Annotated in this window: 17 protein-coding genes and 3 pseudogenes; 12 read left to right on the top strand and 8 right to left on the bottom strand. The window is 72.7% G+C overall.

From position 1 onward, the window contains the following. Nucleotides 1-141: 141 nt before the first annotated feature. Entirely contained in the window at nucleotides 142-2,172 is a 2,031-nt protein-coding gene (locus SLV14N_RS34420; protein WP_263272474.1) for an acetoacetate--CoA ligase, read from the bottom strand. A gap of 329 nt (nucleotides 2,173-2,501) precedes the next feature. On the opposite strand from SLV14N_RS34420, the gene SLV14N_RS34415 reads away from it, so the two are divergent. The 7 genes and pseudogenes from SLV14N_RS34415 (at nucleotide 2,502) to glpK (ending at nucleotide 12,985) form a co-directional block, all read left to right on the top strand. Beyond that, the gene (locus SLV14N_RS34415; RefSeq protein ID WP_263273369.1) at nucleotides 2,502-4,907 is read left to right on the top strand and encodes a glycoside hydrolase family 31 protein; all 2,406 of its coding nucleotides are present in this window, start codon (nucleotides 2,502-2,504) and stop codon (nucleotides 4,905-4,907) included. Nucleotides 4,908-5,093: 186 nt separating this feature from the next. Next, entirely contained in the window at nucleotides 5,094-5,936 is an 843-nt protein-coding gene (locus SLV14N_RS34410) for a M15 family metallopeptidase (RefSeq protein ID WP_208686410.1), read from the top strand. Between the two features lie 547 nt (nucleotides 5,937-6,483). Continuing rightward, nucleotides 6,484-6,909: pseudogene (locus SLV14N_RS34405) on the top strand (Zn-ribbon domain-containing OB-fold protein); the annotation flags it as partial. 276 nt (nucleotides 6,910-7,185) lie between these two features. After that, the gene (locus SLV14N_RS34400) at nucleotides 7,186-8,400 is read left to right on the top strand and encodes a lipid-transfer protein (protein ID WP_263273368.1); all 1,215 of its coding nucleotides are present in this window, start codon (nucleotides 7,186-7,188) and stop codon (nucleotides 8,398-8,400) included. A gap of 244 nt (nucleotides 8,401-8,644) precedes the next feature. Further along, nucleotides 8,645-10,372: a GGDEF domain-containing protein gene (locus SLV14N_RS34395; RefSeq protein WP_208686406.1), complete on the top strand. Its 1,728-nt coding sequence runs from the start codon at nucleotides 8,645-8,647 to the stop codon at nucleotides 10,370-10,372. A gap of 221 nt (nucleotides 10,373-10,593) precedes the next feature. Then, entirely contained in the window at nucleotides 10,594-11,361 is a 768-nt protein-coding gene (locus SLV14N_RS34390; RefSeq protein ID WP_208686404.1) for an MIP/aquaporin family protein, read from the top strand. A gap of 85 nt (nucleotides 11,362-11,446) precedes the next feature. Further along, nucleotides 11,447-12,985: a glycerol kinase GlpK gene (gene glpK, locus SLV14N_RS34385; RefSeq protein ID WP_208686402.1), complete on the top strand. Its 1,539-nt coding sequence runs from the start codon at nucleotides 11,447-11,449 to the stop codon at nucleotides 12,983-12,985. Nucleotides 12,986-13,074: 89 nt separating this feature from the next. Here the strand turns inward: glpK and SLV14N_RS34380 are convergent, their stop codons facing one another. The 3 genes from SLV14N_RS34380 to SLV14N_RS34370 form a co-directional block, all read right to left on the bottom strand. Continuing rightward, nucleotides 13,075-13,686: an ATP/GTP-binding protein gene (locus SLV14N_RS34380; RefSeq protein ID WP_018090641.1), complete on the bottom strand. Its 612-nt coding sequence runs from the start codon at nucleotides 13,684-13,686 to the stop codon at nucleotides 13,075-13,077. A gap of 214 nt (nucleotides 13,687-13,900) precedes the next feature. Further along, a complete protein-coding gene (locus SLV14N_RS34375; RefSeq protein WP_259670593.1) occupies nucleotides 13,901-14,512 on the bottom strand; it encodes a TetR/AcrR family transcriptional regulator in 612 nt (203 codons plus the stop codon). 62 nt (nucleotides 14,513-14,574) lie between these two features. Continuing rightward, nucleotides 14,575-15,444, bottom strand: coding sequence for an alpha/beta fold hydrolase (locus SLV14N_RS34370; protein WP_208686400.1), 870 nt, complete (start codon nucleotides 15,442-15,444; stop codon nucleotides 14,575-14,577). 111 nt (nucleotides 15,445-15,555) lie between these two features. Between SLV14N_RS34370 and SLV14N_RS34365 the strand changes: the two are divergent. Continuing rightward, nucleotides 15,556-16,090 (top strand): annotated as a pseudogene (locus tag SLV14N_RS34365) (PP2C family protein-serine/threonine phosphatase); the annotation flags it as partial. A 50-nt stretch (nucleotides 16,091-16,140) separates the two neighbouring features. After that, nucleotides 16,141-16,281, top strand: coding sequence for a hypothetical protein (locus SLV14N_RS34360; protein ID WP_263273441.1), 141 nt, complete (start codon nucleotides 16,141-16,143; stop codon nucleotides 16,279-16,281). 147 nt (nucleotides 16,282-16,428) lie between these two features. Here SLV14N_RS34360 and SLV14N_RS34355 read toward each other — a convergent pair whose 3' ends face one another. The 3 genes from SLV14N_RS34355 to SLV14N_RS34345 form a co-directional block, all read right to left on the bottom strand. Continuing rightward, nucleotides 16,429-16,842 (bottom strand): DUF742 domain-containing protein, encoded by a 414-nt coding sequence (locus tag SLV14N_RS34355; RefSeq protein ID WP_263272473.1) that lies wholly within the window; start codon nucleotides 16,840-16,842, stop codon nucleotides 16,429-16,431. A 96-nt stretch (nucleotides 16,843-16,938) separates the two neighbouring features. Beyond that, on the bottom strand, nucleotides 16,939-17,379 hold the full coding sequence (locus tag SLV14N_RS34350; RefSeq protein WP_263272472.1) for a roadblock/LC7 domain-containing protein: 441 nt from the start codon (nucleotides 17,377-17,379) through the stop codon (nucleotides 16,939-16,941). Next, on the bottom strand, nucleotides 17,376-20,198 hold the full coding sequence (locus SLV14N_RS34345) for a nitrate- and nitrite sensing domain-containing protein (protein WP_263272471.1): 2,823 nt from the start codon (nucleotides 20,196-20,198) through the stop codon (nucleotides 17,376-17,378). Before SLV14N_RS34345 ends, SLV14N_RS34350 begins: the two co-directional genes overlap by 4 nt. A gap of 393 nt (nucleotides 20,199-20,591) precedes the next feature. Between SLV14N_RS34345 and SLV14N_RS34340 the strand changes: the two are divergent. After that, nucleotides 20,592-20,954: pseudogene (locus SLV14N_RS34340) on the top strand (hypothetical protein); the annotation flags it as partial. A 62-nt stretch (nucleotides 20,955-21,016) separates the two neighbouring features. On the opposite strand, the gene SLV14N_RS34335 reads toward SLV14N_RS34340, so the two are convergent. Beyond that, a complete protein-coding gene (locus SLV14N_RS34335; protein WP_018090650.1) occupies nucleotides 21,017-21,346 on the bottom strand; it encodes a bifunctional 3-phenylpropionate/cinnamic acid dioxygenase ferredoxin subunit in 330 nt (109 codons plus the stop codon). 160 nt (nucleotides 21,347-21,506) lie between these two features. Here SLV14N_RS34335 and SLV14N_RS34330 point away from each other — a divergent pair, with 160 nt between their 5' ends. Together SLV14N_RS34330 and SLV14N_RS34325 are read left to right on the top strand one after the other, a co-directional pair. Then, nucleotides 21,507-22,313 carry an IclR family transcriptional regulator gene (locus SLV14N_RS34330; RefSeq protein ID WP_018090651.1) on the top strand — a complete coding sequence of 269 codons (807 nt, stop codon included), beginning with the start codon at nucleotides 21,507-21,509 and terminating at the stop codon, nucleotides 22,311-22,313. 230 nt (nucleotides 22,314-22,543) lie between these two features. Continuing rightward, nucleotides 22,544-23,629: an S-(hydroxymethyl)mycothiol dehydrogenase gene (locus SLV14N_RS34325; protein ID WP_263272470.1), complete on the top strand. Its 1,086-nt coding sequence runs from the start codon at nucleotides 22,544-22,546 to the stop codon at nucleotides 23,627-23,629. The last annotated feature ends 13 nt before the right edge of the window (nucleotides 23,630-23,642 follow it).

Below are 23,642 nucleotides of genomic sequence, written 5' to 3'. Positions count from 1 at the left end.
CTCCCCCTGGTGAGATGCGTCCGGCGCTGAGCGTGTGCGGCCGGACGCCACTTGTCACTGAGAGTAATCGGAGGGTCTGACAATGCGGGCCGGGCGCCGGGCCGGAGGCCGTGCGGGCCTGCGGTCCGGCGCCGGGCGGGCCTACTGCGTGCGGTCGGTGGCGCGGTCGCGGGCCATCTGCTCGTAGAAGCGGAGCAGTTCGAGGTTGTCGACGGAGCCGGGGTTGACGGCCTTGTCGAGGGGGGTGCCCTGGAGGAGGCGTTTGACCGGGACCTCGATGCGCTTGCCGGTGAGGGTGTGCGGTACGCCGGGGGCTTCGATGATGTCGTCGGGGACGTGCCGCGGGGAGAGCTGTTCGCGGATGGTGCGCTTGATGCGGTCGCGAAGGGTGTCGTCGAGGGTGGCGCCGGGGGCGAGGTGGACGAAGAGCGGCATCCAGTAGCCGCCGTCGGGGAGCTCCAGGCCGATGACGAGGGATTCGCGGATCTCGGGGAGCCGTTCGACGGCTTCGTAGATGTCGGCGGAGCCCATCCGGACGCCCTGGCGGTTGAGGGTGGAGTCGGAGCGACCGTGGATGACGACGCTGCCGCGGGGGGTGACGGTGATCCAGTCGCCGTGCCGCCAGACTCCGGGGTACATGTCGAAGTAGCTGTCGTGGTAGCGGGTGCCGTCGGGGTCGTTCCAGAAGCGGGTGGGCATGGACGGCATGGGGTTGGTGACGACGAGTTCGCCGACCTCGTCGATGACCGGTTCGCCCTGGGGGTCCCAGGCCTGCAGGTCGGTGCCGAGGCAGGGGGCCTGGAGTTCGCCGATGTGGACGGGGAGGGTGGGGACGGCGCCGGCGAAGCAGCTGCAGACGTCGGTGCCGCCGCTGACGGAGGCCGTCCACAGGTCGGTGCCGCCCTCCGTGAAGCTGTCGTGCAGCCAGCGGAAGCCGTCCGGCGGGAGCGGGGAGCCGGTGGTGGCGACGCAGGTGATGGCGGAGAGGTCGAGGTCGCGGGCCGGGTGGATACCGGCCTTTCGGCAGGCCATGACGTAGGCGGCGGAGGTGCCGAAGACGGTGGCCCGGGTGGTTTCGGCGACCCGCCACTGGGCGGAGATGTCGGGGTGGCCGGGGCTGCCGTCGTAGAGCACGATCGTGGAGCCCACCAGGAGGCCGGCGACGAGGAAGTTCCACATCATCCAGCCGGTGGAGGTGTACCAGAAGAACCGGTCCTCGGGGCCGAGGTCGCAGTGCAGGCCGGTCTGCTTGAGGTGTTCGAGCAGGATGCCGCCCTGGGACTGGACGATGGCCTTGGGCAGGCCGGTGGTGCCGGAGGAGTACAGGACCCACAGCGGGTGGTCGAACGGGACCGGTTCGAAGACTGGTTCGGTGTCGTTCGAGGTCAGGTCCGACCAGTTCACGGCGCCTTCGGGGGCGGGGGTGCCGAGCAGCGGGATGTGGACGACGGCGCGCAGGGTGGGCAGTTCGTTGCGGAGCTCGGCGACGGTGTCGCGGCGGTCGTGCTCCTTGCCGCCGTAGCGGTAGCCGTCGACGGTGAACAGGACGACCGGTTCGATCTGCTGGAAGCGGTCCAGCACACTGCGGGCGCCGAAGTCGGGGGCGCAGGAGGTCCATACGGCGCCGACCGCGGCGGTGGCGAGGAGCGCGACGACGGCCTGCGGGATGTTGGGGACGTAGGCGCTGACGCGGTCGCCTGGGCGGACGCCGAGGCGGCGGAGCTCGGCGGCCAGCGAGCCGACCTGGGCGCGCAGATCCGTCCAGGTGACGGGGGTCGGCTCATGGGTCTCGTCGACGTACAGCAGCGCGGGTGCATCGGCGCGGGCCGGGTCCTCTGCGGCGCGCAGGGCGTGCTCGGCGTAGTTGAGGGTGGCACCGGGGAACCAGCGGGCGCCGGGCATCGCACGGTCGGCGAGGACGGTCTCGTACGGGGTGATGAAGCGGACGTCGAACCACTCCGCGGTGGCCTGCCAGAAGGCGGGGAGGTCGCTGACGGACCAGTGGTGCAGCTCGGCGTAGCTCGTTGCGGGGTCGCCGGGGGTGGGGGCGGGTGCGCCGTGGTGCGCTGCCGCCCAGGTGTGGAAGCGGGTGACCTGTGCGCCGGCGATGCGGTCCGGGCCTGGTTGCCAGAGCGGTTCCGGCTGGTGGGCGGACTGCGGTGCGGTGGTCATGATGCGGCTCCCGGGCGATACGCGTCGTGGGCGTCGGGCGCGCACAGCGGTGGGGGTCCCCCGGCCCAGTGGGTGGGCGTGTGCGCGTGACACGGCTTGCCTGGACGATGCCATGTGATCGACTTGTGCACCAGGGTGGACTCCCCACATTCGGGGGGTGGCGGATGTGGTGCCGCCATGTGGCGCGGGGGCTGGTGGCCGGGGCCGTGGCGGGATTCGGCCATGGGGGGCGGGCCCCGGGCCTGAAGGTGGCCGAGCGTGACCCGGTGCAGGTGAACGGCAGTTGAACGATGCCCGCACACCCGCCCGTCAATGGCAGGCTGACCGGTATGGACGGGCGGGATCTGGTGCGGTCGGTACGGATGATCAGGGCGGTCGGACCGGCGCAGGGACTGCGGTCCGTGCGCTCGGCGTGGCGGGCGTGGAGAACGGATGCGCGGGCGCTGCCGCGGCGCGGTGCGGAACGGGCGCGGGTACCGGGGCCGGCGCTGAGGGCGGAGCCCCAGCCGGGCGGCGGGGTGCTCCATTTCGCGCGGTCGTCGCTGCGGGTGCGGGTGGCCGCGGGCGGTGCGGTGTTCTGCGGCTGGGACGGTGCCGAGCCGGAGCCGTCGTACGCGCTGGCCGGGGCGTGCCCGGAGGTGGATGCGCGGGCGGTGCTGGAGCCCGATACGGAGGGCGGCTGGCGGGTGGTCTCCGAGCGGGTGCTGGTGGTGGTGTCCCGGCACGGCGCGGTGGAGGTGCGGACGCCCGGCGGGGCGGTGCTGCGGCGGGAGTTGCCGCCGCGCTGGTGGGACGGGGCGGGCGACGAGGGGGTGGACGAGCGCGCCGGGCGGCCGGAGGGGTGCGGTGTCTCGCGCTGGGTGCAGCGCTCTGAGGTGGCGGCCGACGCCCGGTTCTTCGGGCTGGGCGGCCGGGCGCACGGGCCACGGCTGCGGGACGGTGCGTACCGGCTGTGGAACACCGATCCGGGCGGGGCCTTCGAGCCGGGCGACGATCCGCTGTCGCTGACGATGCCGGTGCAGCTGGTGGTGGCGGACGCCGGTACGCATCTGGTCTTTCACGACAATTCCTGGGACGGCCGGGTCACGCTGCGCGAGGGCGCGGAGGGGGCGGGCTCGGGCCATGACCGGCCGGGCACCTGTGAGCTGCGGATGGACGGCGGGCCGCTGCGCTACTGGGTGCTGGCCGGATCCCCGGCCCGGGTGCTGCAGGTCTGGACGGCGCTGACCGGGGCGCCCGCGCTGCCTCCGCAGTGGGCGCTGGGATATCAGCACGCCCGTTGGGGCTTCGGTGGGGAGGCCGAGGTGCGCCGGGTGGTGGCCGGCTACAAGGAGCGGGAACTTCCGCTGTCCGCCGTCCATTTGGACATCGACCACTACGACCGGCACCGGGTCTTCACGGTCGACCGGCAGCGCTATCCGGATCTCCCGGGGCTGGCCCGGGAGTTGCGTGCGGACGGGGTGCGGCTGGTGTCGATCGTGGATCCGGCGGTGAAGGCCGAGCCGGGGGACATCGTGTACGAGGGCGGGGTGGCGGCGGACGCCTTTGTGCGGGACGCGCGGGGGCGCGAGGTGCGCGGGGTGGTGTGGCCGGGCGAGTCGGTGTATCCGGACTTCACCGATGCGCGGGTGCGCAAGTGGTGGGGTGCGCTGTACGCGGAGCGGCTGGCGCAGGGCTTCTCGGGGGTCTGGCACGACATGAACGAGCCGGCCTCCTTCGCCGCGTTCGGGGAACGGACCCTGCCGCGTTCGGCACGGCATGCGCTGGAGGGGCGGGGCGGCGACCACCGGGAGGCGCACAACGTCTATGGCCTGGCCATGGCCCGGGCCGGCTTCGAGGGGCTGTGCGAACTGCGGCCGGCCGAGCGCCCGTTCCTCTTCTCGCGTTCGGGCTGGGCCGGGCTGCAGCGCTACGGCGGCAGCTGGACGGGCGATGTGGCGACGGGCTGGCCGGGGCTGCGGGCGTCGCTGTCGCTGGTGCTGGGGCTGGGGCTGTGCGGGGTGCCGTACAGCGGTCCCGATATCGGCGGGTTCTCCGGGGTGCCGTGTCCGGAGCTGTATCTGCGGTGGTTCCAACTGGGCGCCTATATGCCGCTGTTCCGTACGCATTCGGCGATGGGGGCGGGGCGGCGGGAGCCCTGGGAATACGGGAGCGAGGTGCTCGCACATGCCCGTACGGCGCTGCGTGAGCGGCAGCGGCTGCTGCCGTACCTCGGGACGCTGGGGCAGTTGGCGCGGCTGACCGGGGCGCCGTATGTCCGGCCGCTGTGGTGGAGCGCGGCGCGGGACCGGGCGCTACGGGACTGCGAGGACGCCTTTCTGCTGGGGGACGCACTGCTGGTGGCGCCGGTTCTGGCGGCGGGGGTGACCCGGCGGCCGGTACGGCTGCCGCGCGGCCGGTGGTACGACACCGCGACCGGGCGGGCGTACGACGGCCCCGGGCAGGTGTGGGTGGAGGCGCCGCTGTCGCGGATTCCGGTGCTGGCGCGGGCCGGTGCGGTGCTGCCGGTAGCGGGTGCGCACGGCGGGACAGAGCTGGAGGTGTGGGCACCGGTCGCCGGGCGCGGGGGCAGCGGGCTGGTGGTGCCGGACGCCGGGGACGGCTGGCAGCGGCCGACCGTGGAGCGCTTCACCTCGCGGCGGTCCGGCGGCCGGGTGGTCGTGGAGCGGCGGGACGGGGGCGCGGTGGGGTATCCGGTGCGGGTGCGGGGGCTGGCCGGCGGGACGGAGGGGTAGCCGGGCGGGCGGGGCGTGGTGGGTCGGCGGGAGGTTCGCGGTGGGTCGGAGGGGATGCGGGCGGGGCGTGGTGAGGCGGAGGGAGTTCGCGGGGTCGGAGGGGAGGCGGGCGGGGCCGTGGTGCGCGGTGGGCCGGCTGTGTGGCGGGGCTTCCCCTCCGGCTGCCGGGGCTGGTAGACGAGGGCCATGCCGAGACTTGCTGCCGCCCTGCGCGGCCTCGCTGCCGCTGCCGCCGCCCTGATCGCTGTCACCGCGCTCTCCCCGAGCGCGGCGGCGGACACCGTCACCCGCCGGGCGCCGTCGTCGCCTCCCGCCCACGACCCCAAGGCGCCAAGGGAGTTCGTACCACTGCGCAGCGTGGATCCCACGATCATCCAGGAGATGCGCTACTTCACCCCGCACAACTTCATGGGCGTGCCGGTGACCGGCTATCGGGCTCCGATGTGCCTGCTGACGCGGGACGCGGCGCGGGCCCTGCACCGGGCGCAGGTCTCGTTCCTGCGCCGCGGATACTCCCTCAAGGTCTATGACTGCTACCGCCCGCAGCGCGCCGTGGACCACTTCGTGTCCTGGGCCAAGGACCTCGGCGACCAGCGGATGAAGGCGGAATTCTATCCGCGGGTCGACAAGTCGACGCTTTTCCGGGACGGCTATATCGCGGAGAAGTCCGGGCACAGCCGGGGCAGCACCGTCGATCTGACGCTGGTGCGGCTGCCCGCGCTGCCGACCCGGCCGTACGTCCCCGGGGAGCCGCTGGCGTCGTGCTACGGCCCGAAGGCGGCCCGCTTCCCGGACAATTCGCTGGACATGGGTACCGGCTTCGACTGTTTCGACACCCTGGCGCACACCCTCGACCCACGGATCACGGGCAGCCAACGGGCCCACCGTCTGCTGCTCAAGGACGGCCTGGAGCGCGCCGGATTCGTCAACTACGCGAACGAGTGGTGGCACTACACCTTCACACCGGAGACGTTCCCGGACACCTACTTCGACTTCCCGATAGCGCGGCGGTCACTGGTCCGGCACTGACGGGCGTTGGGCGGCTCGGGGAGGCATCGGCGGATAAGAAGGCCCGTGGGCCGACGGGTCTCGGCCGGCGCGGGCGGGCGGCTCGTTCGCGGGCCGGGGCACGGCATCACCCCCGTCGATCCCGTGCCCCGGACCCTGTTGTGGGGGACGCGGCCGGGCCGCGTCCGGTTCGGCGAAATCCTGCGCGGCTTTCCGTTCGGGCGCCGAATCCTCCGTACGGCCCTCGTGGCGGCCGCCGAGATCCGGCGCGGCGACCGGGATCCAGGCCGCGAACGAGGCGTCGCCGCCGCCCCGGGCCTCGGGAGGCCGGGCGAGGTGATGCCCTGTCCGGTGGCGCGTGCAGGGGCGTCGGTGCCCTCGGAGCCGGTTGCGACGCAGCCCGGCGGACGGACGGGCATCGGTGCGGGCAGTCTCGGGCACCGGCACTCCCCCTCGTGAACGGCTTGATCGCCCGGCGGCCGTACCGGGGTTCCGTGCGGAGCGGCAGCGTGCCACACTCCTGACGTTCCGTCAGTTCTTGGGTTGTCGGTGCGGTGGAGGAGGGGCTGTGGCACGTACGCGGAAGCCGGTGGTGCCGGGATGGTTCGACCAGGATGCGGCGGACTTCCGGCTGCTGGGGACCCGGTGCCGGGCCTGCGGCGCGGTGTTTTTCCCCCGTGAGGACACCTTCTGCCGCAACCCCGCATGCGGGGGCGGCGAGCTGGTAGAGGTGCCGCTGTCCCGGCGCGGCACGGTCTGGTCGTACACCGACGCCCGCTATCGCCCGCCCGCGCCCTACGTCTCCGACCCGGACACCGCGTGGCAGCCGTACCTCCTGGTCGCGGTGGAACTCGCGGAGGAACGGATGGTGGTCCTCGGACAGACCGCGCCCGGCGTCCGCGCCGCGGATCTCACCGTGGGCACGGAGGTCGAGCTGGTGCCGGGGGTGCTCCACGAGGACGAGGCGCACATCTGGACGACCTGGCGGTGGCGGGTGGCGGGGGACGGGGATGGAGGTGGGGCGATCTCCGTGTCGCGACGGCCGGGTACGCCCGGTGCGGTTCCCGATGCCGCCGACGCTCGGGGGCCCGACGCCCCAGATGCTCGGGGGCCCGACGCCCTCGACGCTGCACCCGACGCACCGGAATCCGTCGCCCCCGGTGCGGTTCCCGCATCCCTATACCCGCCCACCCCCCGAAGGGGGGTGGGCGGCGGGGAAAAAACTAAGGGCGCGGGTGGGCGGCGGGTAGCTAGGCAGGCAGATGGGCGGATAGCCAGGCCCTGCCGCAGCGGCGCGAGCGGTGATGTGGCGGTGCTCGGTGTCGGGATGCATCCCTGGGGCAAGTGGGGGCGCAGCTTCGTCGAGTACGGGACGAAGGCGGCCAGGGACGCCCTCGCGGACGCCGGGCTCGACTGGCGCGCGGTGCAGAGCGTGGTCGGCGCGGACACGGTGCGCGGCGGCTACCCCGGTTACGTGGCGGGCGCGACCTTCGCCAAGGCGCTGGGCTGGCAGGGTGCCCGGGTGACCAGCGTCTATGCGGCCTGCGCGTCCGGCGCCCAGGCCATCAATACCGCGCGGGCGCAGATCCTTTCGGGGATGGCCGAGGTGGCCCTGGTGGTGGGCGCGGACGCCGCGCCCAAGGGGTTCTTCGCCCCGGCGGGCGGCGAGCGGCCCGATGATCCGGACTGGCTGCGGTTCCGGGTGCTGGGGGCCACCAACCCGGCGTACTTCGGGCTGTACGCACGCCGACGGATGGCGCGGTACGGCGACACGGCCGACGATTTCGCGCGGGTGAAGGTGAAGAACTCGGCGGCGGGCGCGGCCAATCCGTACGCCCGCTACCGCAAGCAGGTCACCGCGCAGGAGGTCGCGGCGTCCGCCGTGGTCGCCGATCCGCTGCGGCTGCTGGACATCTGCGCCACCTCCGACGGTGCCGCGGCACTGGTCCTGACCAGCATGGACTTCGCGCGCCGGCACGGTGCCACGGACCCGGTCCGGATCCGCGCGGTCTCCACGGCCACCCCGCGGTATCCGCGGACCGTACTGGATCTGCCGGACATCGCCACGGACTCGGCGGCCGCCGTACCGGAGCCGGAGACCGGCTTCCGGGCGTCGATCGCGCACACCGCCTACGAGGAGGCCGGGATCGGCCCCGAGGACCTCTCACTGGCCGAGGTCTACGACCTGTCCACCGCCCTGGAGCTGGAGTGGTACGAGGATCTGGGGCTGTGCGGGGCCGGTGAGGGCGCGAAGCTGCTGCGGGACGGTGCGACGGCGCTGGGCGGGCGGCTGCCGGTGAACGCCAGCGGCGGACTGGCCTCCTTCGGTGAGGCGGTGCCGGCCCAGGCCATCTCCCAGGTCTGCGAGCTGACGTGGCAGTTGCGGGGGCAGGCGGGCGCGCGTCAGGTGCCGGGTGCCCGGGTGGGGGTGACCGCCAATCAGGGGCTGTTCGGGCACGGGTCGGCCGTGGTCGCGGTGCGCTGAGTGCAGTGGTGCAGTGAGTGCAGTGAGTGCAGTGAGTGCAGTGAGTGCGCTGAGTGCAGTGATGCGCTGAATGCAGTGAATGCGAATGCAGTCGCACACCGGCGCGTGTACGAGCACCCCCTGGCGGTCTTGCTCGAACGTCGTGTGTGCCTCGCGCGGCAGTGGGCCGTACGCTCCGGAAGGGTGCGTGAACAGTGCGTGAACCACGCGCCGTTCGCCGTGGTGGCGGGGCATGCTGCTACCCGTGCCTGCCTGGACGGACCAGCTTCGATTCGCCTTCCAGCCCGTCGTGAACCTCTCGACCGGCTCGGTCGCCGCGCTGGAGATACTCGCCCGCCCCGAGGACGCGGACGCCGATGTGCTGGCCGCGGCGCGCCGGCACCCCAATCTGGACGCCGAACTGGCGGCGCTCGCCGTACGGGTGGCGGCACACCGGCAGACGCCGCTGCCGCTGCACATCAACCTCTTCGCCACCACGGTCGCCGAGCTCACCCCGCTGACGGCCCTGGGCAAGGCGGTCCACGACGTGGGCCGGCGGCCGTGGGAGATCACCCTCGATGTCGGCGGGCCGTTCAGCGATGTCCCGTGTGCCGCGCTGCTGGAGGCCGCGGCGGCGTTGCGCGACGAGGGCTTCCGGATCTGTGCGGACGGCGTCGGGGACGGTGATCTTCCGCTGCGGCTGCTCGGCGACCTCGCACCGGACCTCGTCAAACTCGATGCCTCGCTGTGCCGACGGCTGGACACCGACCGGGGGCCGCAGGCCGCGGTGGCCGCCATGCGGCAGCTGTGCGAGCGGGTGGGCGGCCTGCTGGCCATCGAGGGCGTGGAGACCGAGCGGCAGTACCGGGCGGTGCGGGACGCCGGGGTGCAGCTGGCGCAGGGCCACTTGTTCGCGCCGCCCACCCGCCGGCCGGTGACCGAGGTGTATCTGCCGGCCGCGCTCCCGCCCGCGGTGAACGGACCGTCGGCGCCGCACCGCCCGCCCTCGGGGCCGCCGGTCGCCCAGTTCCTGCAGCCCGCCGCGCTGCTGCCGATGTCCGCGTCGGCGGGTGCGGTGCGCAGTCATCTCACCGGGTTCCCCGGGGTGTCGGGGGTGTTGCTGGTGGACGGGGACGGGGTGCCGGTCCGGGCGATCGACCGGGACCGGTTCCTGCTGTCGCTGTCCGGGCGGTACGGGCATGCGCTGTACGCCGACCGTCCGGCGCTGCGGCTCGCCGACCGGCCGCGGACGGTCGGCGCGGACGCCACCGCCTGGCAGGTCCTCGACGTGATCGCCGAGGGCGACCGCGACCGTACCGGGGACGATGTGGCGGTGGTGGACGAGCGCGGCCGTTGCATGGGCGTGGTGCACCTGGCGGACATTCTGCGGGCCCTGGCCGAGAGCCGGGTGGAGGAGGCGGCCCGGCTCAACCCGCTGACCCGGCTGCCCGGTTCGGACGAGATCAACGGTGAGGTGGCCCGGCGGATCGCCGAGGGCCGGGCGTTCGCGCTGAGCTGGCTGGATGTGGACGGTTTCAAGCAGGTCAATGACGGCGCGGGGTTTGCGGCCGGCGATGAGCTGATCCGTGCGGTGGGGCGGACGCTGGCGCGGGTCGCGGCGGGTGAACCGGCCAGCCGGGTGGGTCATATCGGCGGCGACGACTTTCTGGTGCTGGCCGAGCCGGACGGTCTGGCACCGTTCGCGGCGGCGCTGCTGGACGTGGCCTGGTCGGCGGGCGGGCGGCCGGTCACCCTGTCGCTGGCGACGGTGGTCTGTCCGCCCGGCGCCGTCACCGGGCACCACGAGGCCGCGGCCGCGCTGGCACCGCTGAAGAAGGCCGCCAAGGCGCTGCCGGGGGCGAGCTGGGTGCTGGGGCGCCCCGGGTCGGAGCGGACGGAGATCCGGCGCGGCACCGCGGGCGGGGCGTCCGGTCCGGCGGGCGGAGGGTGCCCCGCGCCGCCCGGTCAGGAGGGGGCGGGAGCTCGCGGCTGACGGCGGCGTACGGGCCGCGGGTCCGGGCGGTGTCCTCAACATCCTCTGCGGTGTGCGACCTTGACGGCCCCTCAGCACCGGTGAACACTTCCGGATGCCAGTCGGCATCGCCGCACTCAGGCACCCCGGCCGGGTGGCAGCGGCTGTCCGCTGCCCGCCGGTGGCACGCACCCTGCACGGAGGACCGGGGGACGTCCCCGGGCGAGGGCCAAGGAGCCGCCATGTATTCCAATGCGGACATCGTCGTCGGTGAAGTGATCGGCACCGCGATACTCATTCTCTTCGGCGCCGGTGTGTGCGCCGCCGTCACCCTGCACTATTCCAAGGCGAAGGGCGCCGGCTGGGTCGTGATCGCCTTCGGCTGGGGCATGGCCGTACTGGCCGGCGCCTACACCTCGGCGCCGCTGTCCGGCGGGCATCTCAATCCCGCGGTGACGCTGGGATCGGCGGTCGCCGGCGGCACCGAGTGGTCGAAGGTGCCGCTGTACGTCCTGGCGCAGATGGTCGGCGCGGTGATCGGGGCCGTACTGGCCTGGGCGCTGTATTACGCGCAGTTCGCCGCCAACGCCGAGCAGAGCAAGGCCCAGCCGACGCTCGGGATCTTCTCCACCGCCCCGGAGATCCGCAAGCCGGCCGCCAACCTGGTGACCGAGATCATCGCCACCATCGGTCTGGTGCTGCCGCTGCTGTTCTTCGGCCAGAACAAGGGCATCGGCATCGGCCCGGTCCCCGGCGAGGACGCGGGGATCTATGGCTCCGGGATCAATGTGCTGCTGGTCGCACTGCTGGTCGTCGGCATCGGGCTGTCGCTGGGCGGCCCCACCGGCTATGCCATCAACCCGGCGCGTGACCTGGGCCCGCGCCTGGTGCACGCCCTGCTGCCGATCCCCAACAAGGGCTCCTCCGACTGGAGTTACGCCTGGATCCCGGTGGCCGGTCCGCTGATCGGCGCGGTGCTGTCCGGCCTGGTGTACAACGCGGCGTTCTGACCCGGCCGGGGCCGTCGGGGCGTGCCACCGGGCCGCCCCGCGCCCCGCCGCACCCACTCACCAGGACTTCAGGAGGCGTGACGGCATGACGGAGCGAACCGGGAAGACCGAGAAATATGTGGCCGCGATCGACCAGGGCACCACGTCGAGCCGCTGCATCATCTTCGACCACGGCGGGGCGATCGTCGCCGTCGACCAGCGCGAGCACCGGCAGATCTTCCCCAAGCCGGGCTGGGTGGAGCACGACGCCACCGAGATCTGGTCGAAGGTGCAGGCGGTGGTGGCGGGGGCGCTCGCGAAGGCGGGGCTGCGCGCGGACCAGCTCAGTGCGCTGGGCATCACCAACCAGCGGGAGACCACGGTCCTGTGGGACCGGGCCACCGGCCGGCCGGTGCACCATGCGATCGTCTGGCAGGACACCCGTACCTCCCAGCTGTGCGCTGAACTGGGCGGCGCGGACGGCCAGGACCGCTTCCGGGAGGCCACCGGACTGCCGCTGGCCAGCTACTTCTCCGGGCCGAAGGCGGCCTGGCTGCTGGATGAGGTGCCGGGGCTGCGGGCCCGTGCCGAGCGCGGGGAGATCGCCTTCGGCACCATCGACTCCTGGCTGATCTGGAATCTGACCGGCGGCACCGACGGCGGGGTGCATGTCACCGATGTGACCAACGCGGGCCGCACGATGCTGATGAATCTGTCCACCCTCCAGTGGGATCCGGCGATCCTGTCGGCGATGAATGTGCCGGCCGCGATCCTGCCGGAGATCAGGTCGTCGGCCGAGGTGTACGGCACGGCCGTGGGGCAGTTGCAGGGGGTGCCGGTGGCGTCCGCGCTCGGCGACCAGCAGGCGGCCGTCTTCGGCCAGACCTGCTACGGCGTCGGCGAGGCCAAGAACACCTACGGCACCGGTTCGTTCCTGCTGCTGAACACCGGTAACCGCCCGGTCCCGTCCAAGAGCGGGCTGCTGACGACCATGGGCTACCAGCTCGGCGGGGAGGCACCGGTCTACTGCCTGGAGGGATCCATCGCCATTACTGGCGCCCTGGTGCAGTGGTTCCGCGATCAGCTGGGCATCATCTCCTCGGCCGAGGAGATCGAGCCGCTGGCGGCGAGCGTCCCGGACAACGGCGGGGCGTATGTCGTACCGGCGTTCTCGGGTCTGTTCGCGCCGTATTGGCGCTCCGACGCCCGTGGTGTCATCACCGGCCTGACCGGCTTCGTCACCAAGGCGCATCTGGCGCGCGCCGTACTGGAGGCGACCAGCTGGCAGACCCGGGAGGTCGTGGACGCCATGTACCAGGACTCGGGGGTGCGGATCACCCAGCTGAAGGTCGACGGCGGGATGACGGCCAACCGGCTGCTGATGCAGCATCAGGCGGATGTGCTGGGGGTGCCGGTGATCCGTCCGGTGATCTCGGAGACCACCTGTCTGGGGGCGGCGTACGCGGCCGGTCTGGCCACCGGGGTCTGGCAGGACCTGGACGAACTGCGCAGCCACTGGCAGCGTGACACGGAGTGGACACCGCGCATGGACGGGGCAGCCCGCGACCGCGAGTTCGCCAACTGGCGCAAGGCCGTGGAGCGGAGCTTCGGCTGGCTGGCCGAGGACGGCTCGGCGGCCTCTTAGGCCCTGTCGTCAGGGCCTGGCGCCGCGCGGTACGCAGACGTACGGCCGGTACCCCGGACGGCGGGGTACCGGCCGTACTTCCGTCCCCGTCAGGGCAGTGCGGGCTCCCGCCGGCGGGCGCCGGTCCGCATCGCATGCTCGACGACCGAGATCAGCACATCCCGCGCGGAGTCCTTGAGGCGGGCGTCGCACAGCATCACCGGCACCTGGGGGTCCAGGTCCAGGGCGTCCCGTACGGCCTGCGGCGGATAGCGGTCGGCGCCGTCGAAGCAGTTGACGGCGACGGTGAAGGGCAGTCCGCGCCGCTCGAAGTAGTCGATCGCGGCGAAACTGTCCGCCAGCCGGCGGGTGTCGGCGAGCACCACCGCGCCGAGTGCACCGCGCGCCAGCTCGTCCCACAGGAACCAGAAGCGGTCCTGGCCCGGCGTGCCGAAGAGATAGAGAACCAGCTCGTCGTTGACGGTGATCCGTCCGAAGTCCATCGCGACGGTGGTGGTGGTCTTGGCCTCCACCCCGTCGAGGTCGTCGACCGGCCGGCCCGCCTCGGTCAGCCGTTCCTCGGTCCGCAGCGGTTTGATCTCGCTGACGGCGCCGACCAGGGTGGTCTTGCCGACCCCGAAGCCGCCCGCGACCAGGATCTTGAGCGTCACCGGTTCGACGGCGGCGGACCGTCGGCGGCGATCGGAGCGCCCGAAGGCCATGGGATTCTTCTCCTGAATTGCCGTGTATGCGGGTGGAGCTCACGCTGGATACCCGAGCCTCGGCGCACGGGGCAGCAGGTGCAAGGGAACGGTACAACGTGCTCAGCACGGCGCCCACTTGAGATGTGTCACGCTTGGGAGACGCTGCGGGTCAGAGGGCGCCAACCTGCCCAAAAGGGCGGTGGGAGCGGTGGTTGGGGCAGCCGGGTGCCTTCTAGCGCGGGGTGAGGACGCCGGGCCGGTCGAGCAGGCCCAGCAGGCTCACAAAGCTGGATTCGATGAAGGCGCAGAGCTCGTCCTGGGCGCCGGGCTCCTCGGCGGGCCAGTTGACGACCGCCTCCTCGGCGAACGCCATCCAGGCGCGGGAGGCCAGTTCGAGCCGTGGGGCGTCCGGCATCCCGAGCCTCCGCTGGCCGTCGCGCACCCGGCGGGCGAGGGTCTCCCGGGTCGCGCCGACGATGTCGGTCACCGCGGGATGGCTGCCGGCGGCGCCCCGTACCAGGGCGAGATACACCTGACGGTGTTCCAGGACGTAGACCACGAAGCCCGCGATGAAGGCCCGCATCCAGGCGACCGGCTCCAGGGTGCCGTCCGGTTCCGTCGCGGCGGTGAAGCGGTCGCATGCGGCGCGGACCACCGCGCGGTAGAAGTCGCGCTTGGAGTCGAAGTAGTGGAAGAGCAGCCCGCGGGAGATCCCGGCCCGGCGGGCGACCTCGTCGGTGGACAGCTCGTCCAGGGAGCGGTCGGCGAGCATCTCCAGACCGATGCCGACCAGCTGCTCCCTGCGCTGGTCGGGCGTGAGGCGGGTGGTTCGCTTGCCGGACATGCCCGCAGTTTACGGCGGCGGGGGGGCCGGCGACGGACTCGGTGTCCCGGCCCCCCGCGGTGTCAGACGTACTGTCCGAGGTGCTCCAGGATCGGCGGCGTGACGAGGGCCGGGACCTCTTCGGGCAGCCAGTGGCTGGCCCCCTCCAGGGCTTCGAAGCGGTACGGACCGTCCACCCACTCGCCCGTCGACTCGGCCGCACCGCGGCCCAGGGCGACGTCCCCGCTGCCCCACAGGAAGAGGGTGGGCACGGTGATCCGGCCGGCCGGTACCGAGATGACCGACTCGGGGGCGCGGTACCAGTTCAGCGTGGCGGTCAGCGCGCCCGGTGCGGACAGCCGGCGGACATTGCCGTCCACGAGGGCGGCGGGGACCTTGCCGCCGTACGCGGCGCGCAGCCGGGCGGCGTCGTCGGCGAGCAGGGCGGCTTCCGCGGCGCCCTCGCCGCTGCGGAAGAAGCGGACGTAGTCGAGCATGTGGTGCTGGGTGGGGTCCTCGGCGGCGGCGCGGTTGAGCGCGTCCGGGTGCGGAGTGGCCAGCACGGTCAGGGACTTCAGCCGCTCGGGGTGGGCACCGGCCACGGCCCAGGCGACCATGCCGCCCCAGTCGTGCGAGACGAGGTGGAAGCGGTCCGCGCCCTGCGAATCGGCGAAGGCGAGGGCGTCGGCGACGAGTTCGGGCACGGCGTAGTCGGCGACCCGGGGCGGGCGGGCGCGGGGGGAGTAGCCTCGCTGGTCGACCGCGACGGCGCGGTAGCCGGCCGCGCCCAGGGCGGTGAGCACGGCGCTCCAGGAGTCGGCGAACTCGGGCCAGCCGTGCAGCAGCAGGACGAATTCCCCGTCGGCGGGCCCGCAGGCCAGTGCGTCGTAGGTGTGCGGGCCGACCTGGATCTCCAGGTGGTCGAAGGGTGCCGGGGTCGCGTCCGGGGCCATGGCGGCGGATCTCCTTCTGTTGACAATTGCTCAATAGGCACCGTACCGCGCGGTTGAACGTTGCTCAACAAAGCCCCTGCTGTTGTCGCCGGAGCGCCGGGCGCCCCCAGCCATGACGTCGAGGCCGCCGCGTTCATGGGCATGGGTCCGCACCGGCCTGCGCGCCGTCGCGGGCGCCACCACCGACCCCGGCGACGTCCTGAGCAGGGCCAACAACCTGCTGGTCTCGATGAGCTCCGATCTGCTGACGACCTGCACGTTTCTGCGCTTCGACCCGGTCACCGCGGAGCTGGCCGACGCCCGCGCCGGACATGTACCGGCGATCTGGGGCACCGCCGAGGGCGCGCAGGTGCTCCAGGACGCGGGAGGACTGCCGCTGGGCCTCTTTCCTGACGGGGCGTACCCGGTCACCCGCCGCCGGCTGTCCCAGGAGGGAGCGTTCGTCCTGATCACCGACGGGGTGGTGGAAGGGCCGACCTACCCGATCGAGAAGGGGCTGGCGCGAGTGGCCGCACTGGTCGGCGCGGCCTACGACGCGGACGCCGACGAGCTGGCCGCCGAGGTGATCGCGGTGGCCGATCTGACCGGGCACCGCGATGACGCCGCGGTGCTCGTCCTCCGCCACAACGGCGGTCCCTACGCCTAGGCGAGCACGGCATAGCAGCCGTCCGGCGGCACGGCACGAGTGGAGGCTCGGTGAGACGCACGGAGTGGCTCAGGCGCCATGGCGCCACCGCCGCGCGGATCCTCGGTGTCGCCGCCGTCTACTACGGCGGCGCCCAGCTCGGGCTGCTCCAGGAACTGGTTCGCGGGCAGGTCACCCCGCTGTGGCTATGAGGAGATCCGCCGGGTCTGCGCACAGCTGGCGGAAGCGCTCTCCCGGCTGGATCCGGGCGCCGCCGTCGAGCAGTGGCCGCCGCCGCGGAAGCAGAAACCGGACGGCGGCGGCTGAGCGGGACGGCGGCGGCTGAGCCGGGCGGCGGATCACAGCGCACGCAGGCCCTCGATCACCTCGCGCAGCACCTTCTCGTCGGGCAGCTCGGCCGGGGGCACCGGCCTGCTGACATGGACCAGCTCCGCATCCAGCAGATCCCCGATCAGGACCCGTACGACGCCGACCGGCAGATCGAGTTCGGCCGCCAGCTCGGCGACCGACAGCGGCTCCTGCCGGCACAGCCCGACGATCTCGACATGCTCGGGCGACAGCGACTGGTCGTCGACCGTCTCCTCCGCCCGGCTCTCGGCGATCACCAGCGCGATCAGATCGAGGCGCCCCTCCGCCGCCGTACGGGTGCGCCCGCGCGTCATCGCGTACGGACGGACGACCGGGCCCGCGTCGTCGTCGAACCAGCGGGCCGCTTCCCGGTCCCGCGCCGCCCGGTCGTCCTGTTCGCTCATGCCGATACCTCGCTGCGCCCGGTCCCGCACCCGCGAGGCGCGCCTCTCTGCACGATGAGCTCGCTGCGCTCGCTCATGGCGTCACCATCGTCGTGCTCAGGAGGTCAGGCCGGACCGGGGCGCGGTGCCCAGGTGCGTGCCCACGCGCTTGACCAGCAGCGTCATCTCGTACGCGATCAGCCCGACATCGGAGTCCGCATCGGCCAGTACGGCCAGGCAGCTGCCGTCGCCGGCCGCGCTGACGAACAGGAACGCGTCGTCCAGCTCGACCATGGTCTGCCGGACCTGGCCCGCGTCGAAGTGCCGGCCGACGCCCTTGGCCAGGCTGTGGAAGCCGGAGGCGACCGCGGCCAGATGCTCGCCGTCCTCGCGGGTCAGGTCCTTCGAGGCGCCGGTGGCCAGTCCGTCGCTGGAGAGGACGAGTGCCTTGCGGATGGAGCCGACCCGCTCGACCAGTTCGTCCAGGAGCCAGTTCAGCTCGCCGGACCCCTTCGCCGAGTCCGATGCGGTGGAAGCTGCTGCCTTCGGTGCGGTCATGGACCGTCCCCTCCCGATGTGGTTCCTGGTGCTGTGGTGCCCGTGGCATCTCCGTCATGGGTGACGGTGTCACGGGCGTCCGGGTCTGTGGTGTCCGGGCCTGTGGTGTCCGCGGCCGGGTCCTCGCCCCGCGGGGGCGTGCCGGTCTCGCGCGGGTCGTCGCCGTTGTCGCGCCGGCCGCGCTGCCAGCCGCGCTGGAGCGAGGCCATCCGGGCGCGTACCGCCTCGGCGTCCCGGTCGTCCGCGGGCGGTGCGGTGCTCCGCCTCGCCTCGGCCGGCTCGGCGGCGTCGGCCTTGAGCTGGGGCGCGAGGCTGGCCTGCCGTACCCGGCGGGGCAGGCCCGTGGGCGTGGTCGGCGCGGGCGTGTCCGATCCCTCGGCGGGCCGCGGGGCCTCCGGCGCCGGGTCCTGCGGCGCGCCGGACGACGGCCGGTCCGCGGAACGCCCGGAGCCGGAGTCCTCGGCGCCGGGACGGGCCGTGTCCGGCTTCCGCTGCGGATCGCGGTCGTCGACCGTTCTGCCGTGGTCGGAGACCAGCACCGGCGGGCGGTGGCGGCGCGGCAGCGGGGCCGGGCCGCCGGGCGCCTGGTCCTGGATCTGCTGGTGCTGCTCGCCCTCCGGCGCGGACGGCACGGGGGCGATACCGCGCGGTGCGGAGAACGGGCGGGCCGGTGCGGCGGGCCCCTTCGCGTCGCGGCTGCGTTCCCGCTTCCGGAAGAGACCGCCCTCGTCGTCGGGGCCCAGCTCGTCCGGGCCGAGCGGCGCCTCGAGTTCGACCGGTCCGTCGATGACGGCCGGCGCCCGCTCCCGCTCGGGCCGCGGCGGCGGCACCTGCGACAGCGCGGCCAACTTGCCCGCCGCATGCTCCAGTTCGTTGCCGACGGAGCCGCCGGGGGCCGGATCGTCGTCCTCCCGGCCGCTGTCGTGTGTCTCGGTCAGGAGCGTCCCGGGGAGGAAGACCACCGCGGTGGTACCGCCGTACGGCGAGGGCTGCAGGGAGACCCGTACGTCCTGCCGCTGGGCGAGCCGGCTGACCACGAACAGGCCGAGCCGGTCGGTGTCGGACAGCTCGAACTCGGGGGTTTCGGCGAGCCGGAGATTGGCCTCCAGCAGCAGGTCGGGCGCCATGCCCAGGCCGCGGTCGTGGATCTCCAGGGTGTAGCCGTTGGCGACCCGTTCGCCCAGCACCTGGACGGCGGTGTGCGGCGGGGAGAAGACCGTGGCGTTCTCCAGGAGTTCGGCGATCAGGTGCGTGAGGTCGGACACCGCGGGGCCGTCCACCGCGAGCCGCGGCAGCCGGCGCACCTCGATCCGCTCGTAGTCCTCCACCTCGGCGACCGCCGCGCGCACGACATCCATCAGCTGGATCGGCTTGCGCCACTGCCGGGAGGGGGCCGCGCCGGAGAGGATGACCAGACCCTCCGCATGACGTCGCATACGGGTGGTCAGATGGTCGATCCGGAAGAGGTCGGCGAGTTCGTCGGTGTCCTCGGTGCGCCGTTCCATGGCGTCCAGGAGGGTCAGCTGGCGGTGCAGCAGGACCTGGCTGCGGCGGGCGAGGTTGACGAACACGTCGGAGACGCCGCGGCGCATCTCGGCCTGCTTGACGGCGGCCTCGATCGCGGCCCGCTGGAGGGTGTTGAGCGCCTGGCCGACCTGGCCGGTCTCGTCCTGGCCGAAGACGAGCCGGGGCGCCTCGGTCTCCACATCGATCTGTTCGCCCGCCGCCAGGCGCCGCATGACGCTCGGCAGCCGGACGCCGGAGACGTCATGGGCGGCCTTGCGCAGCCGGATGAGGTCGCGCACATGGCGGCGGCCGATCCGGAACGAGACGATGATCGAGACCAGCAGCGCGGCAAAGCCGAGGACACCGGCGATGGCGGCCTTGAGCAGGATGTTCGTGGCGACCGGCGCGACGCGCTCCTGGTAGCGGTCGCCGGCGCCCTTGCCCATCCGCTGGAGGTCGCCGAGGACCTTCTTGGCCGCGGTGTTCCAGCGCTCGGCGTTGACCGTCCGCGGTCCGTCCTGTGCGCCGGCGGCGATCACCCGGTCCTCGTAGGAGGTCAGCTCACGTGCCTGCGCGGAGCGCCAGTAGTCCTCGTAGAGGCCGCGGTCCCGCATCGGCAGCATGGGGAGGCTGGTGTCGTAGAGGACCCGGCGCTCGGCGACCCGGTCGGACAGCTCCCGCAGATCGCGCTTGCTCATGCTGCCGGAGGCCAGCACCGCGGACATCAGGGCGTCCTCGCGGGCGACGGCCTCCCGGGCGCGGGTGACGATGACCAGCGCCCGGCCCTGCTTGTCCATCTCGACGTTCTCCAGGGCGTGGAGCGCGGCGAGGAAGTCATAGCTGGGGTCGACGAGGGAGTTGTAGCCCTCCATGGCCTCGTCGCGGGAGACGGTGTTGTCCTCGACCTGGGCGCGCAGCGAGCCGAGCCCTGAAAGGCCCTTGAGGATGCCGCGCATCCGGCTGCCGGTGTCGCCGGCCAGGCCCTCGCGGACGTCGCGGGTGCCGGCGTCGGTGCGGAGCCGGGTGACGGCCTCGTCGGTGGCCCGGGTGCGGGCGCGGAGCTCACCGAGCGCGTCGGCGCCGCGCCGGTCGGCGAGGTAGAGCAGGCTCTGCCGGCGCTCGCGCTGCAGGGTCTGGACGACGTCCTCGACCGGATACCCCAGCTTCTGTACGACGTTGCCGACGTCCAGCAGCTGGTTGGCTTCCCGCCCGGTGATATAGGTCATGAACGCCCACATGGACGTCAGGGACACCAACGGTACGAGCAGCAACGCCACGATCTTCCGGCGGACCGACTTCCCGCGAAAGCGCATGGCCTCCCCAACGTCAACCCCGGCGCACGGGGGTGGTGTTCCGTCAACAAACGGCGCGAGCCTACTACTGTCGGGTGACCGAGCCGAAGGCCTCTCCGGAGGTCGGGGCGGGGGCTGGGGAGGGATCGTCCCGAGTTGTCCGTTGATTCCCGGACAACCCACCCGCGTTTCCGGGAGTTACCCCTGTCATCGGTGTCCGGAGGCATGCCGGTCGGTTGGCCGGTTTTGCTCTACCCCGGGTAACCCTGCGCCCGTCCGGTACGTGACCATGGGAAAGGACGGGGTGCGGCACCAGGGGCGTGTACCGGTGAAATCCGGGCAGCCGCCAAGAAGCCGGACACGCGGGGAGAGTGCGGGGAGAGTGACGCGGTCATGGACACCGGCAGACAGTCGTTGTGGCAGGAGGAACCGGCGGCCCGGCGCCGGATGGCCGATCCGGTGCGCACCGCCGCGGTGCGCGCCGTCATCATCGTGGCGCTCACTCTGATACAGGCCATGGTGGCGTTCCTGTGCACGCTGGCAGGCTCCTGGTTCGCGTTTCCCGCGGTGCTCGGCACGGTCGCCAGCACCGTGGTCGCCACCTGGGGAGTGCTGGACGTCTGGGTGACCCGCCAGGTGTGGGTACAGCGCAACGGGGTGCGGTCCCAGCCGAGCAGTACGGCGCGGGAGCTGCGCCGCGAGCGGCGTCGGGCGCGGCGGCAGCAGCGCCGGGAGTCGCGGGAGGGCCCGTCGAGGGTCGATCGCGCGGCCGCGTGAACGGGCGGGGCGGGAGGGCCGCGCGACGCCTGCCGGCCACGGCTCACCGTGGCCGGGTGTTTTTACGCCACCGCCTCTTCCCGCACGGCGGGCCGCACATGAATGATGCCGTCCAGGACGTCCACCTGGTGCGTGCGCACCGGCCGGCGGGCGGGCAGACAGGTCGGGGCTCCGGTGCGCAGGTCGAACAGCGCCGCATGCAGCGGGCATTCGACGAAGCAGCCCTCGACATAGCCCTCGGAGAGCGAGGCGTCCTGGTGGCTGCAGGTGTCATCGACGGCGTAGAAACCGCCCTCGGCGTGGAAGACCGCGATGGCCGGTGTGGCGTCGTCGATCTCGATCCGGACGGACTCGCCCTCGGGCAGGTCCTCGATGCGGCAGACGGGAATCATCTGGCCCCCCTCGCGCTGATCGGTATCATGTGTTCTGAATAACGCATCGCAGAGCGCGATGCGCAACAGAATCCAAGCCGGGACGCGGGCCGTCAAGGGCTTCCCGGCAGATGCCTTCAGACGTGCCCCGCGGGGCCACCGGGTGGTGACGCAAAGACCCATGCCGAAGACGAGCGATACGGCGGACGACCGGTCCGAGGAGCGGCGCGGCGGGGCGGGATCCGTCCAGTCCGTGGACCGCGCGGTGAGCGTGCTGGAGATCCTCGCCAAGCTGGGCGAGGCCGGGGTGACCGAGATCTCCGAGGAGCTGGGCGTCCACAAGTCGACCGCGTTCCGTATCCTCGGGGTGCTGGAGAACCGCGGGCTGGTGGAGCAGGAGAAGGACCGCGGGAAGTACTACCTGGGCGCCGGGGTGCTGCGGCTGGCCGGTGCCGCGGCGATCCGGCTGGACATCTCCCAGGAGGGCCAGCCGGTGTGCCGGGCGCTCGCCGAGGACACCGGGGAGACCGCCAACATCGCGGTGCTGGACGGCGATGCGGCGGTCAACATCATGCAGGCCAGGGGCTCCGCGGCGGTCACCGCGTACAACTGGCTGGGCCGCCGGACCCCGCTGCACGCCACCGCCAGCGGCAAGGTGCTGCTGGCGCATCTGCCGGCCCCGCGGCGGGAGACCCTGGTGACCCGCAAGCTGCCGCGGTTCACCGAGCACACCCTGACCACGGCGGCCGGTCTGCGCGAGCAGCTGGCGGCGGCGCTGGAGGACGGATTCGCCTGCACCAGCGAGGAGTTGGAGATCGGGCTGAATGCGGTGGCGGCGCCGGTGCGGGCCCACGACGGCGCGGTGATCGGCGCGATCGGCGTCTCGGGTCCGGCGTACCGCATGGAGCGTCAGCTGCTGCCGGAGCTCGCGGAGCGGGCGGCGAAGGCGGCCGCCGATCTCTCCCGCCTGATGGGGTACGCGGGTTGAGCGGGGTAGCGAAAAATCCCCCCTTGACGTATCCCTGACGGACTTCCAGCATGTCTCCTATAGCGCAACCGAGCGCACTATAGGCAACACGGCGACAGTGGTGGACCGTCCTCCGCCACTGTCCCCGTTCCCAGCACAGCGCACCACTCCCACCCCTCACAGGCATCCGTGCCACCCCACGCGTGCTACCCGCCCTGCCGCCACCGCAGGCGCTGCTTTAGGAGTGAGACATGCCGCACGAAGCCCGCGCCGTCGTCGCCCTCAAGAAGGGCGCCCCCGTCGAGGTGCTGCCGATCCTCGTGCCCGATCCCGGTCCGGGCGAAGTGCTCGTAACCGTCCAGGCCTGCGGGGTGTGCCACACCGATCTGCACTATCGCGACGGCGCGATCGGCGACGCCTTCCCCTATCTGCTCGGCCACGAGGCGGCCGGCGTCATCGAGGCCGTCGGCACGGGTGTCACGGAACTGGCGCCCGGCGACTATGTGGTGCTCGCCTGGCGTGCGCCGTGCGGACAGTGCCGGGCCTGCCGTCGTGCCCGCCCCTGGTACTGCTTCGCCTCCCGCAATGCCGAGCGGCCCATGACCCTGCTGGACGGCACGGAGCTGACGGCGGCCCTGGGCATCGGCGCCTTCGCCGAGAAGACCCTGGTCGCCGCCGGGCAGGCGGTGAAGGTCGATCCGTCGGCGCGGCCGGAGGCGGCGGGGCTGATCGGCTGCGGGGTGATGGCCGGGTACGGCGCGGCGGTGCACACCGGCGGGGTGGGCAGCGGGGACACCGTCGCCGTCATCGGCTGCGGCGGCGTCGGCAACGCCGCCATCGCGGGCGCCTCCCGGGCCGGGGCACGGCGGGTCATCGCCGTGGACCTCGACGACGGCAAGCTGGACGCCGCCGAGCGGTTCGGCGCCACCGACACCGTCAACTCCCGTGGTACGGACCCCATCGAGGCGGTCCGGGCGCTCACCGGCGGGCACGGCGCCGATGTGGTGATCGACGCGGTGGGCCGCCCGGAGACCTACCGGCAGGCCTTCTACATGCGCGATCTGGCCGGCACGCTGGTCCAGGTCGGTGTCCCCGAGCCGGACATGCAGATCGAGCTGCCGCTCATCGATCTCTTCTCGCGCGGCGGCGCGCTGAAGTCGTCCTGGTACGGCGACTGTCTGCCCACCCGCGACTTCCCGGTACTGATCGATCTGTTCCTGAGCGGCAAGCTCGATCTGGAACGGTTCATCAGCGAGACCGTCACGCTCGACGACATCGAACCGGCCTTCGCCAAGATGCAGCGCGGGGAGGTCCTGCGGTCGGTGGTGGTGGTCTGACCGCCCGCAGGAC

Source organism: Streptomyces sp. Je 1-4 4N24 (assembly GCF_026239515.1).
In the GTDB taxonomy this organism is placed as follows: Bacteria; Actinomycetota; Actinomycetes; order Streptomycetales; family Streptomycetaceae; genus Streptomyces; species Streptomyces nigrescens.
The sequence above is the reverse complement of the archived record's forward strand: the minus strand, read 5'-3'. Positions and strand labels throughout refer to the sequence as shown.

Bases quoted from the DNA above. Each gene is read 5' to 3' on its own strand.
- SLV14N_RS34420 (WP_263272474.1), bottom strand. From the start codon at position 2,172: ATGACCACCGCACCGCAGTCCGCCCACCAGCCGGAACCGCTCTGGCAA.
- SLV14N_RS34415 (WP_263273369.1), top strand. From the start codon at position 2,502: ATGGACGGGCGGGATCTGGTGCGGTCGGTACGGATGATCAGGGCGGTC.
- SLV14N_RS34410 (WP_208686410.1), top strand. From the start codon at position 5,094: ATGCCGAGACTTGCTGCCGCCCTGCGCGGCCTCGCTGCCGCTGCCGCC.
- SLV14N_RS34390 (WP_208686404.1), top strand. From the start codon at position 10,594: ATGTATTCCAATGCGGACATCGTCGTCGGTGAAGTGATCGGCACCGCG.
- glpK (WP_208686402.1), top strand. From the start codon at position 11,447: ATGACGGAGCGAACCGGGAAGACCGAGAAATATGTGGCCGCGATCGAC.
- SLV14N_RS34380 (WP_018090641.1), bottom strand. From the start codon at position 13,686: ATGGCCTTCGGGCGCTCCGATCGCCGCCGACGGTCCGCCGCCGTCGAA.
- SLV14N_RS34375 (WP_259670593.1), bottom strand. From the start codon at position 14,512: ATGTCCGGCAAGCGAACCACCCGCCTCACGCCCGACCAGCGCAGGGAG.
- SLV14N_RS34370 (WP_208686400.1), bottom strand. From the start codon at position 15,444: ATGGCCCCGGACGCGACCCCGGCACCCTTCGACCACCTGGAGATCCAG.
- SLV14N_RS34355 (WP_263272473.1), bottom strand. From the start codon at position 16,842: ATGAGCGAACAGGACGACCGGGCGGCGCGGGACCGGGAAGCGGCCCGC.
- SLV14N_RS34350 (WP_263272472.1), bottom strand. From the start codon at position 17,379: ATGACCGCACCGAAGGCAGCAGCTTCCACCGCATCGGACTCGGCGAAG.
- SLV14N_RS34345 (WP_263272471.1), bottom strand. From the start codon at position 20,198: ATGCGCTTTCGCGGGAAGTCGGTCCGCCGGAAGATCGTGGCGTTGCTG.
- SLV14N_RS34335 (WP_018090650.1), bottom strand. From the start codon at position 21,346: ATGATTCCCGTCTGCCGCATCGAGGACCTGCCCGAGGGCGAGTCCGTC.
- SLV14N_RS34330 (WP_018090651.1), top strand. From the start codon at position 21,507: ATGCCGAAGACGAGCGATACGGCGGACGACCGGTCCGAGGAGCGGCGC.
- SLV14N_RS34325 (WP_263272470.1), top strand. From the start codon at position 22,544: ATGCCGCACGAAGCCCGCGCCGTCGTCGCCCTCAAGAAGGGCGCCCCC.